Source organism: Parendozoicomonas sp. 209JJ7-1 (genome assembly GCF_058147085.1).
This window is the reverse complement of the sequence record NZ_JBYVJU010000010.1, coordinates 176,917-190,013: the sequence shown is the minus strand read 5'-3', so window position 1 is coordinate 190,013 and position 13,097 is coordinate 176,917. Positions and strand designations below refer to the sequence as shown.

The 13,097-nt window shown below is 49.1% G+C and carries 12 protein-coding genes; 5 read left to right on the top strand and 7 right to left on the bottom strand.

Going from position 1 to position 13,097, the window contains the following annotated elements:
- Positions 1–212: hypothetical protein (locus ACY2RQ_RS11980; RefSeq protein WP_490113210.1), on the top strand; the 212-nt coding region annotated here is incomplete at its 5' end.
- A gap of 401 nt (positions 213–613) precedes the next feature.
- Here ACY2RQ_RS11980 and ACY2RQ_RS11975 read toward each other — a convergent pair.
- Positions 614–2,401, bottom strand: a complete 1,788-nt coding sequence (locus ACY2RQ_RS11975) for a sugar phosphorylase (protein WP_490113209.1) — start codon at positions 2,399–2,401, stop codon at positions 614–616.
- A 246-nt stretch (positions 2,402–2,647) separates the two neighbouring features.
- Here ACY2RQ_RS11975 and galU point away from each other — a divergent pair, with 246 nt between their 5' ends.
- Both galU and ACY2RQ_RS11965 read left to right on the top strand, forming a co-directional pair.
- Positions 2,648–3,475, top strand: coding sequence for a UTP--glucose-1-phosphate uridylyltransferase GalU (gene galU, locus ACY2RQ_RS11970; protein ID WP_490113208.1), 828 nt, complete (start codon positions 2,648–2,650; stop codon positions 3,473–3,475).
- A gap of 133 nt (positions 3,476–3,608) precedes the next feature.
- A complete protein-coding gene (locus ACY2RQ_RS11965) occupies positions 3,609–5,660 on the top strand; it encodes an ExeM/NucH family extracellular endonuclease (RefSeq protein ID WP_490113207.1) in 2,052 nt (683 codons plus the stop codon).
- 261 nt (positions 5,661–5,921) lie between these two features.
- On the opposite strand, the gene ACY2RQ_RS11960 is transcribed toward ACY2RQ_RS11965, so the two are convergent.
- Positions 5,922–6,371 (bottom strand): NfeD family protein, encoded by a 450-nt coding sequence (locus ACY2RQ_RS11960; RefSeq protein WP_490113206.1) that lies wholly within the window; start codon positions 6,369–6,371, stop codon positions 5,922–5,924.
- Positions 6,372–6,398: 27 nt separating this feature from the next.
- A complete protein-coding gene (locus ACY2RQ_RS11955) occupies positions 6,399–7,319 on the bottom strand; it encodes an SPFH domain-containing protein (protein ID WP_490113205.1) in 921 nt (306 codons plus the stop codon).
- 255 nt (positions 7,320–7,574) lie between these two features.
- Between ACY2RQ_RS11955 and ACY2RQ_RS11950 the strand changes: the two genes are divergently transcribed.
- Positions 7,575–8,030 carry a hypothetical protein gene (locus tag ACY2RQ_RS11950; RefSeq protein ID WP_490113204.1) on the top strand — a complete coding sequence of 152 codons (456 nt, stop codon included), beginning with the start codon at positions 7,575–7,577 and terminating at the stop codon, positions 8,028–8,030.
- Here ACY2RQ_RS11950 and ACY2RQ_RS11945 read toward each other — a convergent pair.
- From ACY2RQ_RS11945 to ACY2RQ_RS11930, 4 genes are all read right to left on the bottom strand, one after another.
- Positions 8,003–9,790, bottom strand: coding sequence for a bifunctional lysophospholipid acyltransferase family protein/GNAT family N-acetyltransferase (locus ACY2RQ_RS11945; RefSeq protein ID WP_490113203.1), 1,788 nt, complete (start codon positions 9,788–9,790; stop codon positions 8,003–8,005). The genes ACY2RQ_RS11950 and ACY2RQ_RS11945 overlap by 28 nt on opposite strands.
- Before the next feature lie 67 nt (positions 9,791–9,857).
- Positions 9,858–10,304, bottom strand: a complete 447-nt coding sequence (locus ACY2RQ_RS11940; RefSeq protein ID WP_490113202.1) for a hypothetical protein — start codon at positions 10,302–10,304, stop codon at positions 9,858–9,860.
- A 62-nt stretch (positions 10,305–10,366) separates the two neighbouring features.
- Positions 10,367–11,521: a D-alanine--D-alanine ligase gene (locus ACY2RQ_RS11935; RefSeq protein WP_490113201.1), complete on the bottom strand. Its 1,155-nt coding sequence runs from the start codon at positions 11,519–11,521 to the stop codon at positions 10,367–10,369.
- Positions 11,502–12,089, bottom strand: coding sequence for a DedA family protein (locus tag ACY2RQ_RS11930; RefSeq protein WP_490113200.1), 588 nt, complete (start codon positions 12,087–12,089; stop codon positions 11,502–11,504). The genes ACY2RQ_RS11935 and ACY2RQ_RS11930 overlap by 20 nt, the downstream gene beginning before the upstream one ends.
- Before the next feature lie 499 nt (positions 12,090–12,588).
- Between ACY2RQ_RS11930 and ACY2RQ_RS11925 the strand changes: the two genes are divergently transcribed.
- A complete protein-coding gene (locus ACY2RQ_RS11925) occupies positions 12,589–13,026 on the top strand; it encodes an H-NS family histone-like protein (RefSeq protein WP_490113199.1) in 438 nt (145 codons plus the stop codon).
- Positions 13,027–13,097 lie beyond the last annotated feature (71 nt).

The window sequence follows — 13,097 nt, the reverse complement described above, 5'->3', positions numbered from 1 at the left end:
TATCACCCAATCACGCATTTCGTATTGAGTGGCTGACTCTGCTCTTCAGAAGAGAGGGAAGCGTTAGAAGCTGTCCCGATCAGCGAGGCCGCCATTTTACCGTGGCGCCGGTCGGTGTCAAGTGCTTCGTTTTTGTTAACTTCTTGAAAATCAATAGGTTAGCCTTCAACGAAGAGTATCTCAACAGTGTTGCCGTTGGCCTTGGCCGGTGACAACGAGGAGCGCATTCTACAGCGTTATGACGTAGTGTCAATCAGTGTTTTAAGAAACTTCTCAGAACATCTTCAAAGGATTTCAAACGCTGCTGACCGCCGGTCGCTCTTTAACGCAGACTCCAATCTCCGCACTGCTGCAGGAGAGGTGGCAAATTATACGCTCAATGACGCTTTTGACAAGCATGCAGCAATAGGTTTTTGTACTTACACTTGACCCTTATGAATTTTGAATACTTGAACAGTGTCCCTTTTCTGAAGTTCTATCCTAAGATTTTACGGCATGGCCAGAACACTGACAGTACCATCGGCCTCACCTATAGTTTCGTCATCTGGTAAATGGTAAATAATGTCGCGTTCAAGGTTGCTGGAGAACCGACAGAGCTGGCTCCTCTGCCTGCTTAAAATTCACTACCACTGTTCTCATGCACCAGCCAACACACCTGATAAGGCTCTAGAACCAGTTCTTCCAGAGAACCATTCAGGGGGTTATCTGTAATCAAGTCATACCACTCCTGTCGCACGATCAACTCCGGATGGTCAGCCAGACTAATCACGTGTCTGCCCACCGTGACATTGTGTATGGCCAGAAGAACCCGGGAACCTTTGTTAGCGGTTCTTATCAGCACAAAGAGACCATGGTGAACATCAAGAACCTGCTGGGGGTTATCCGGATGGAAGCAGATTTCCCCACGGCGCAGGCGCAACATCTCTTTCATACGGCTAAAAACAATAGAGGATGGGGTTGCCGGATTGGAAAGCAGGATTTCCAATTCATCATGCTGCCATTTCTTACGATTAATTGAGCGGGTCCGGCCGGTTTTTTCTACCAGATCCAGGTCATTTTCCGTCGCCAGCATACTGTGGATGTAAACCGCAGGAATGCCCTTCATCGCCAACATAATGCCCTGGGAGCACAGGAATCGGGGAATCTGCATGGTATCCTCCCCCCGTCGTGTACCCTTCATAGCATCAAACAGGGAAATATTAATTTCATAGGGAGCCTGACTGCCATCCGGCAGTGCACGCATACTGACAAAGCCACCAAACCGGTGCATGGACTCTACAAGATTATCCACTTCTCTCTGGGGCATTATGCCTTCCAGAGCCCGCAAGCCAATACCATCATGAGATGCGGTGAAATTCAGTACCGTACAATTTTGAGGATAGTCTTCCAGACTTCCGGCCCAGTGGGTGAGATATTCTGCCGAGCCACGGTTCATGGCATGGAGCAATAACGGCGGAAGCGGAAACTGATAGATCATCTGGGCTTCATCTCCTTTCCCGAAATAGGAGATATTCTCTTCGTGGGGAACATTGGTTTCCGTCAACACAATAGAGTCCGGGCGTAAAGTGCCCATAATCACCCGCATAATCTTTACGACAGTGTGAGTCTGGGGCAGATGAATACAGCCGGTTCCGGACTCTTTCCACAAAAACGCGATAGCGTCCATCCGAAGCAATGAAGTTCCCTGTTCCATATACAGCAACAGAGTGCGAATCATTTCCACCAGCACTTCCGGATTGCGGAAGTTCAGGTCGATCTGGTCTTTGCTGAACGTCGCCCAGACATGGCGTATCCCCCGACGGGTCCAGATAGGTGCCAGCAGGGAAGAATTCCTGGGCCGCACAACCTGAGTAATATCATCTTCCGGTTCCGGCTCAATGAAAAAGGCATTGCCTGGTGGATGTCCGCTGACAAAATCTGCGAACCAGACACTGTGGCGGGAAATATGGTTAATTACCAAATCCGCCATAAAGCGATAATCCCGGCTTAACCGGCGGATATCTTCCCAGGTGCCCAGTTCCGGGTCGACCACCCGGTAATCAATCACAGAAAAACCATCATCGGAACTGTAAGGGTAGAAAGGCAGAATATGCAGGGTACTGAAACAATCCTGCATATATTTGCCAAGAAATTTCGCCAGCGTAACCAGGGGCGCTTCATCACTGCTTCGAACAGTATCGCCATAAGTGACCAGCATAATGTCGGTTTCATCCCAGGACTGCCCGTGACCATGGGGAACCACCGCCAGATGATCGTTAATCAGCTTCAGCAGTTTTTCCAGCACATCACCGGCCCGCTCAGGATAAAGATGTTGCAGAAGGGGCGTCAGTACCCGCCCGAGGGTGCCTTCATCATGGACCCGGCAGTACTCCTGATTACAGGTATATCTTAGATCAGCCATTAATAATCATTCACCCTCTGTCGGTAATACTGGCTGGAATTGTTCAGTATGGAACCTTTACCCAAATCATTTCAAAAAATACCTGTTACGCCTCAGGCATCTGTTGAGGTTTTATACTCAAACTCGGCATTCCATTCATAGGCACATCCATAGACAAATGTCGCACGATCGGCATTATTTCTGCTTATAATGACCCGACTGTCAAACGATCAATACCGCAAATTCAAGACAAGGAAGCACAGTAAGATGTTAAACAAGTGTCTTTTTCCTGTAGCCGGTTACGGAACCCGGTTCCTCCCTGCCACAAAGTCCATGCCAAAAGAGATGATGCCTGTCGTCGACAAGCCCCTCATCCAGTACGCAGTGGAAGAGGCTATGAACTCCGGCATTGCCGATATGGGATTTGTTACAGGCCGTACCAAGCGGGCGATTGAAGACCACTTTGACATCAACTACGAACTGGAAAAAGAAATTGCCGGCAGTGGCAAGGAGCAGCGCCTTTCCAGCATCCGTGAACTGATGGCCGCCTGTACGTTCAACTACACCCGCCAAAAAGAAATGAAGGGCCTGGGTCATGCGATACTGACCGGAAAGCCTCTGATTGGTGACAACCCCTTTGGGGTTATCCTTGCCGATGACCTGTGCCTCAACCCCGGTGGTCCGGGGGTCCTGGGGCAAATGGCGACACTGTTCAACCAGTTCCGCTGCACCATTGTCGCCGTTGAAGAAGTGCCGGAAGACGAAATTCATAAATATGGTGTTATCGCTGGTGAAGCTATCAGTGACGACCTGATCCGGGTTACCGACATGATGGAAAAGCCCAGCAAGGAAGATGCTCCCAGCAATCTGGCGGTGATTGGCCGTTATATCCTGACCCCGGATATTTTCAGCATTATTGAAAACACGCCTCCGGGCAAAAACGGCGAAGTCCAGATTACCGATGCCATTCTGACCCAGGCTAAACAGGGCTGTGTACTGGCTTATCGCTTTAAGGGTGAACGCTTCGACTGCGGCAGCATGCCCGGCTTTGTAAACGCCACCAACTATGTCTACAAACATATTTTCACAGGCTAAAACGGCTTTATTTTTCTTTAATTGCGTCCCGGTCAAAAGCCGGGACAGTTTTATCTACAATCTCTGGCAATAATCCCTTCCTGCTCCTACTTTCGTAACTCCTGCCGTTTACTCTCGCCAGATGGTTAACCTCATGTTAGATGTCTATCGTCGTGCAATTGCGACCATTGCCCTGTTAACACCCATACTGTTGAATGCACAGCCCACTTTGGATCTGACCTGTGGCGACTGTGCCACATACATCAGCTCTGTCCAGGGTTCAGGCGGCCCAAGCCCTCTGATTCCCCCGGGAGCCAAAGAGTCTCCTGAGATTGTTGTTGAGGCTGTTGTCACGGCCAATACGCCCGAGCGGCTGAAAGGCTTTTTTATTCAGGAAGAAACCTTTGATGAGGACGGAAGACCAGAAACCTCAGAAGGTCTGTTTATATACGGTACTCGCCCGGAACTGAAACCGGGCTACAAAGTCAGAGCCAAAGGCGTTATTACAGAATTTTATGGCCAGACCCAGATGGTGCTGAAAGATCTCAAAATCTGCAGCACAGATGCCCTGAATGAAGTACGGGCAGCAACGCCCCCCAGAAACATTTCTCTTCAGAAACTCGAACACCTTGAGGGCATGCTTGTCCGCTTCCATGGTCACAGCGCACTCACGGTGACCCGTAATTACAGTTTTAACTTCACCTCTCGCCGCAACAATATGGATGTCAGCCTGGGAGGACCACTGTTCAAGCCAACACAGGTTCACCCTCCCCTGTCAGCCGAAGCCATGGCCATGGCTGAAGCGAATAATATGAACCGCCTGACACTGATTACCGACGAGGCCAAACAGACCAACGGTGTTATCAGCTACTATCCGGCTTTTGGCCCTTACATCCATTACATCCGGGTTGGTGACACCATTCAGAATCTGACCGGCGTGGTCACCTACCGTTATGGTCGTTATGAAATCATTCCCACTGAACAACTGGATACCTACGCCTTCCATCATGAATTTTTTCCAAGAACCGCATTTCCCAAACCTCACACCCATGGAACCCTGCGGGTCGCCAGCTTTAACGTGCTGAACTATTTCAACACGGTGATGCCAGACCATAAGCCCAACCCAACCGGCTCAAACCGAGGCGCGAAAACCGAAGCGGAGCTCAACCTGCAAAGAGCAAAAATTGTGGAGGCCATCACAAGGATTGACGCAGATATTATCGGGCTGCTTGAGATTGAAAATAACGGCTTCGGGCCTGGCAGCGCCATGGAAGACCTGCTCGTCACCATTAACAATCGACTCCCACCCTCAGAGCATTATGCTGCCGTAGAAACCTATGACCAGTCCCATATAGGCACCGACGCCATTACGACTGGTCTGGTTTATAAGCCCGGCAAGGTTTCCCTTCAGGACGGGTTACAGGTTATCGCTATGCCCGTACAGAAGTTTACCTTGACCAGCAGTATTGATGACAAAACCCGGGACTTTACTAAGACCATGCGCCCCTCGCTGCTGCAGATTTTCCAGGATAAGAATTCTGAAGCCTCAGTGGCTGTTGTCGTCAGTCACTTTAAGTCCAAAGGCTCCATGTGCTACGAAGATTATATGGAGTACGTCAACAAAGACGGCAAGGTTCCCCTTAATCGCACAAAGATAAAGAAAGGAAGCCCCCGCACAACTCCGGAACCGGATGACTTACAGGGAAGTTGTAATGAATTCCGGACAGCTGCAGCAAAACAGCTTTCAGAGCACCTTGAGACAACCCAGCACCTTTTGTCTGACAATATCCTCCTGATTGGTGATTTCAATGCTTATGGTCAGGAAGACCCGGTTCGCTTTCTCAGCTCCAGAGGTACACTGCGCCCTCCCGTACACACTTCCAAGCACACAACTGTAAACTGCCACCCCATGCCCCAGGACACCCTGGATAAAGGCTATGGCATGGTCAATCTGGTCACAGCCCATCAGGGGAAACGGAACTATTCCTACAGTTATGATGGAGAACTGGGGGCCCTGGATCACGCCATAGCCAATAAAACACTTGCCTCAAAAGTCAGCCGGGTTCAGGACTGGCATATCAACTCTTTGGAAAACACCCTGTTTGAATATCCTGATAAATATTCTGGCGATCTTCCAAAGGATTCAGGGCCATTCAGCGCATCCGATCATGACCCACTATTAATTGATATCGATTTTTCAAAGTAGCGAAAAATCAAAAACCACGGACAAAAGAGCGGCTGAAAGGCCGCTTTCTTCTGCGCTGGCAGGTGGCCTTTCTGTCTGTTTTTGTTTTGCTACAGGGCTTGGATTTATGGGGTTTCAAACTGGATATCTGAGTCTTCGGACTGTTTATTAATGGCAGCCTTATCTACAAAATGGAGAGGGTGAAGGACAAGTTCAAAAATTACGGATTAAAAGAGAAGTAGGAGATATCAACTACCTATCCACTTCCCTTTTAAAAACGAATTACGTCCTCTTTTCAAGAAGAAGGGTCATACCATCAGTGCCGGTGACAACCACTGTTGTTCCGGCTGAAAGGGTCTCAGCAGCCTGGGCTTTCCACTTGGTATCACCAATCTGGATACGGCCATAGCCGGCAGGCAGATCCTGCTCAAGCACAATCACACGCCCTACCAGCTGTGCCGCCCGGTTATTGAGCAGAGGCTCTTCCGTATTCTGGCCGGATTTACGGAAAAACACCCACCAGCACACAGTAAACGCCAGCGTTGCCAAACCGAAAATACCCAGCTGCCAGGGCCAGGTGATCGCTGGCATAAGCCATAGCAGAAGACACTGAACTACGGCGGCAGCGGCCGCCCCCAAAAGAAAACCACCGGCTCCCAGCGCCTCAAAACCAAGCAGCACAAAGCAGAGGATAAGCCAGTGCCAGGGCTGCAGTTCCGTCACAAAATCCATACTATTCCTTCTTGCCAGCCTTTCTTGCTAGTTCTTCCTGGTCGTCGCTTCGCCCACCAGCTCCTTAATACCAGCCAGGGAACCGATAACATTCCCGGCCTCAAGGGGCATCATGATGACTTTGTTGTTTTCTGCGGAAGCGACTTCTTTCAGGGCTTCGACATATTTCTGGGCGACAAAATAATTAATCGCTCTCGGATCCCCTTGGGCAATGGCCTGGGAAACGACATCAGTCGCTTTACCTTCCGCTTCCGCTAAACGTTCTCGGGCTTCCGCTTCCCGTTTGGCCGCTTCCAGTTCACCTTCCGCTTTCAGAATCTGGGCCTGCTTTTCACCTTCCGCGACTTTAATCGCTGCCGCACGGGAACCTTCCGCTTCCAGAATCTGGGCACGCTTTTCCCGCTCCGCTTTCATCTGCCGGGCCATGGCGTCAACCAGGTCCTGAGGTGGAGAAATATCCCGAATCTCAATACGGGTAACTTTTATACCCCAGGGATCAGTCGCTTCATCAACCTTATCCAGAAGAGCCGCATTGATTTTGTCCCGATTGGAAAGCATTTCATCAAGTTCCATGGAACCCAGTACTGCACGAATATTAGTCATCACCAGGTTCTGCATGGCCCGCCAGAGATCATTCACCTCATAAGAAGCTTTGACACAGTCCTGAATCTGGAAAAAGCAAACCGCATCGGTTGTAACCTGGGCATTATCGGAGGAGATGACTTCCTGAGGAGGAATATCCAGCACCTGCTCCATCATATTGATCTTACGGCCAACCCGGTCGACCACCGGAACAAGCAGGTTCACCCCCGGATGCATAATACGGGTATAACGTCCAAAACGCTCAACCGTATAGTTATATCCCTGGGGAACCATACGCACTGCGGTCGCGACAAGGATCGCAACCAGTCCCACAAAGATAATCGCCGTAAACTCCAACCCCATCATCTGGATCCTCCATAAATCAAGTCTGTAGCATGACTCTAACCCAGCCGGAACAGAGTGTTAACCTGTTTTTAAAACACAAAGATTAGAGCTTTATAAATACAAGGAAAGAAAAAACATCAACGGGCAATATACCAGCCAAATGTTAAACTATTCTGGTAATAATGATGGCCACACTCAAGGGAAGATATGTCGTTCCAGTCTGTTATTACTGCTAACTGCTCCTGCCTCAGTCTTTTGCATGATCAGCTGAACCTTGTGTCTGATCACATATATCGCAAAACGCCAGAACATACTGATGGCTCAATAGGCACACATGTACGACATATCCTTGAGCACTATCAGTCTTTATATAACGGACTGCCATCCGGAGCTATTTGCTACGACCAACGGGCACGCAACAGAATTATTGAAACCTCTCTGCCTGCGGCCTTAACCCTGCTGAATGATATGAACAGCTGGCTGTACACCCTCTCTTTCGAGGCTGACCAGCCCCTTACACTGCAGGCGGCCATTAACGGCAACCCGGAAGATCCGTCGGTAAAATCACGAACGACACTCTCCCGTGAATTGCTGTTTCTTCACTGCCACACTATCCACCACCAGGCTGTTATCGCAATACTGATGAGGATGGAAGGCATTGAAGTTCCATCCTCATTTGGTGTTGCCCCTGCAACTTTGCAGTATCAGACAGTCGCCGATTCAGGGCGGTGAACAGCATTCAAGCGTCGAATACCTTCCTCCCCCAGATAGCGGTTGAGCACTTTGCGGTCGCTTTTTAACAGGTCGACAATAATCAAACCGTCCAGGGCATCATTAAATGCCCGGTCCACATTAAAGCCGATAAAGATTCCATTCAGTTTCAGGTACTGCCTCAGAAGAACCGGAACACCCCGGTCTTTTTCCAGTAGCTGCACCATCGCTGATATCTGCTCAATATCCCCAAGACCTGCCAGCATCTCCCTGCTCCAGGGCAGATGAGGGGACATGGAGAGTGGCCGTGAAGGCTTCACCATGCCGGCCAGCTCCCGGTCATAGTGATTCTCTTCCATACTCATCGCGATCAGATAACGGGACAGTTCCTGGTAATCCTTACTGATGCTCACCGGTCCAAACAGAATACGGTAACGGGGGTGGCGGGTAATCCAGGCACCAATTCCTTTCCACAACAGTTGTAAGGCAGTCAGGCTTTTCTGGTATTCTGGCCGGACAAATGAACGCCCCATTTCCAGGCAATAACCCAGGCGTTCCAGCAGGCACCTGTCATACTTGAACAGGCTGCGGGAATAGAGGGCATTCAACCCACCTTTTGCCATCAGCTTATCGACCTGACCGATCCGGTAAGCGCCAACAATCTCGGATTTGGTGGTATTCCATATAAACAGGTGAAGGTAGTGCCGATCAAACTTATCAAGATCGGTTTCAAACCCTGTTCCTTCCCCTGCGGCTCGGAATGTTACCTCCCGCAGGCGACCTATCTCCAGCAAAACATTGGGAATGTCCGGGGCTTCACAACACCAGACTTCCATCTCATTCTTACTGTACAGCAGGTTTTCATCCGGCAGACCGGAGATCTCCCGCCCCAGAACCTTTGAGCTCACAGCCTCGCAAATCGGCAGTCCCGTTGCCACTCCTGCAGAACTATGGGCCTGATGCGCCATGGCAAACTCATAATCCGCCAAAAGCAGGGTGCGCATTCTTAAGGCGTTGGTCAGAGTCTGCCCCTGGATATTGCGGAAATGGCTGGCGGGTTCAATCTGGCCAACCTGCATGCCCAGGGTTTTGCCTTTCTTGTTCAGCAGCTCCCGCGCCAGCCATGCTGTGCGCAGCAACGGATGAACAAGGCCAAGAAAATGAAAGAACCGGCTGTTACGCCCTTCAAAATAAACAGGAAGAACACTGGCACCTGTCGCCCGAATAATATTGGCCGCAGTATTTCTCCAGGGCGCCTCTTTGATAACACTGGATGTCCAGTTACGGCTGGCGACTTCCCCCGCCGGGAAAATAATCAGTACACCGCCAGCCTCCACCCACTGAGTGGCACGTTCCACCGCGCGTTTATTCTCCAGCTTCCGCTGTTCCCTGGTTGAGCGACTGAGAATATCAACGCCAATAAACAGTTCCTTCAGCCCCGGTAACGAATTCAACAATTGATTGGCCAACACACGGGTGTCTGGCCTTATCTTCAATACCGCATCAATAAGCGCGACACCCTCAGCTCCGCCAAAAGGGTGGTTAGCAATGATCACCAGAGATCCTGAGCCCTCGGCCACCTCAAGAGAGCCGGACTTCACGGTGTAATCAAAACCAAGCAGGCCCATGGCCTTATCGAGAAAAGCCTGCCCTTTTTCATCGGTGAAATGAGTTTGATAAAGATAATCAAGCCGCCGCAGGCCCAGAAGCCACTCCAGGCTTTTCATCAACAGACCTCGGCGACCCTGCCAGCGGAGGTGAAACGGGGAATCAGTACTCATATGCCATCCTGTTATTTTTTTTATAGGACTTTCTAAACCAGAGATTTCTGGAAATTAGCTTTGGCAATTAGTCTGTGTGACTACCATCATCGGAGTGGGACTGCTCGTAAACTTCCATCACCAGAACAATCAGGGCCGCCACCAGCACAGCACAGGCATTAATAAACAGCAGTCCGCCATCATCGCCAACAATCGCACCCTCGGCATTAAACTCAGGCATACGGATGCCCAGCGGGGTAAATAAATGGAAGAAAACCGCGCCAGCCATAGTTCCGGTGGCAATCAGGGCACCAAACAGCCTTAAACCGGTAAGAAGCAGAATCGAAGCAATCAGTTCCACCACACCGACACCCTGGGCACCATATTTGGCAAACCAGTCAAATCCGGACCAGGCACCCAGGGTTCCAAAGATATACGCAGTTTCCGGGGATCCGGAAAACTTGAAAAACAGTGACTGGACAAAAACCACTGCTATATAAATGCACAACGCTATTTTTATATAGTATTTATACACGTCTGCCTCCCTGGCATTTTTTATTCCTGCCTTTAAAGATAAAGCATGTACTCTGCACTTTGCTACTCCGTTTCAGGATAACGACGCCCAAGCCAGCTCTCCCTGATCCAGCCATTCAGCATTTGCAGCAGTGTTCCGGGACGATGCCCTCTCTCCCGATTAATCGCACCAATCTGGAATAAAATGTTGTACTGTCTGAATAAAGTTTTATAAACCTCCCTCAGGGATGAGTTCGCATCCCAGATATGACCGGCCTCACTGCTGATACCATTAATCTCTAGAATTCGGAAGTCACGGCCATTTCTTAAAGACTCCTCGTGGGCAAAACGAATATCGAACCGACCGAAGTAAAAACCATTAATATCTTTGCTGACCCTGTCAAATGCCTGGGTAAGTTGTTCTGTAACCATATGGCAGCCATCGCAGAAAATAGCTCCCCGACTATGACTCCCGGCAAAAGCCAGGCGAAATGGTTGGCCAGGCTCAAGAACATCGTCAAGCTGTTTTTTATGTCTCTCCAGGTAAAGATGAGCAATCTTTCCGGCCCGGGGGTCACGGTCAATAAGTGTTCTCAGGGTATCGACACCATTGCCATACACATAGGGCTGGTATTTCAAAGTAAGAGAAAATATCTCACCCTTGCTTTCCCCTGGTCTTCGAATATAAAAAACACCCGCTTCTGCCTCCCAGGGAACAAGTTCCTGAAGGAGGATAGCGGCATTATCAGGAAACTGCATAAAATACGCCCTGAGCTGGGATTTATTCCGAATAATACGTACGCCACTGCCACGACAGCCGATATCCGGTTTTGCAATAACGGGAAAAGCAAGCCCGGATCGTTCCAGCCACTGAAGAGTATCCATAAGCTGTCTGGAAATATTGCCGGTGTTATTAACAATACGAAACCAGGGGGCAATAAACTGCCGGGCATACTCTCCAGCCTGATGAAAATTCTCGGCTTTAGATTCCCCCACCAGACCGCCAAGAAAAAAACCCGGATTCGCGCACAGGGGTACCGTCAACCCCCGATACCGGATTGACTGCACAAGCCAGAGAATAACGATCGGAATGTAAACTATATAAGCGGGCCAGAACTCAAAAAAAGCCAGAGCCCTCGCCCTTTTCGCAAGGGGCGGCATGCCAACATGGGCCTTTTTTTCAGGGAAGGTTGGATTAATAGCCTGCTCTATTAAATGGCTATTCCTGTTTCCGATCATCCATGCTCTCCAGATAACCCTGGATGCGGGACTTCAGCAAACGCTGAACAACAGCCAACCCGGCAACCAAAAGAAAAATAAGTACCCACTTGTTCATGCTTTCCTGCCATAAAGGAAGTCCAAACCAGACCAGCCCACCAAAAACAAGGAACACCCATACAAAACCGGCAATACCAACCGCCGTAAGAAATCCCCTGATAGAAACAGCAAACCAGCCGCAAGCCAGATAGCAAGGCAACCTTAGCCCAGGAGCAAAGCGAACAAGAAAAATCGTGAGAAACAGGTGATCTGAGAGCCACCTCTCTATGGAAGCCACAATGGTTTTCTCTCTCCACCTTTGTAAAAGGCGTGAATTACCTGCATATCGCCCGGCAAGATAAAGAAGAAAATCTCCTACAACAATGCCGGAAAAGAGAGCTAAAAATGCAGCGAAAGGTACAAGCTGATTTTCCGCGACCATTAGAGAACCAGCAACAATCGCCCCATCTTCCAGAATGAAAGTCCCAAAAAACAAGGCAGCCAGCAAAAACCAGCTCTGCTGGTATGGCAGGTTTAGAAGAAAATCCATGGAAAACCCGTCACACAAAAAACAAAATGATAGCTGAGCAAGCGTCAATCAAAGCAGAAAACCTGAGATTGTTATTCTAATAAGCAATATTGCATGAACCTTACTTTAATCCAGCATCAGAAAGCAGGTAAAGAAAATTTTATAATGATGAAATCAACTCGCTACGAACCCTGCCAAGCACGTGTGGATTTTTAAGACAATTTCTTGCACTTTCAATATTAAACATTTCCTATCATCTATTTAACAAAGCACTTCTATTTTCATTCCATACCATTGACAAAAGAGGGGTTTTACCCGAACATCCCGCCTGAGGCAGTTTAAGAACTGAGTAGAAGCATCAACCAGGAACCAGGATTTATCCAGCGCCGAACAAAATCCCGAAATCATAACCAAAGCACAAATCTGTTAATGGTTGTGATATTTGCAAGGTCAACATACTGAATAATCTCGCCTGGTTTGAAAGAATTTACCTGATCGTTCATTGAGTAGGATTACAATAATGAATATGTTTGAAGAAATCATGCATCGCCTGTCCAGCAAAACCCGCATGCGTGCGCTGTTCAAAGATGTACACCTGGAAGATCTGGATCGCATTGTTGAGCGTCTGCAGGGTATTGCTACTGAAAAGCGTGCAGCTCTTGAAGCAGAACAGGAAAAGAATAAAGAAAAAGAAGCCAGCATCGAGCAGATCCGCAAGATGCTCGAAGAAAAGGGTCTGTCCCTGTCCGACCTGGGTGGTTCCGATGAAGCACAGCCCAAGAAGCGTCGTAACGTTAGCAAGTATACCTTTGAATATGTAACCAAATCCGGTGACACTGTTCAGTGGTACGGTTCTACTACTGGCCGCCTGCCCCGCGACTTCCAGACTTACCTGGAAGAGACCGGCAAGAAGCGTCTGGACTGCGTAGTTGGCGGTGCTGCTTCTGAAGAAGAGTAATCTTCAGCGCATTTAAAAAAGGAGGCTTATGCCTCCTTTTTTATTTTTACTTAACTTAATTGTGCTTACGC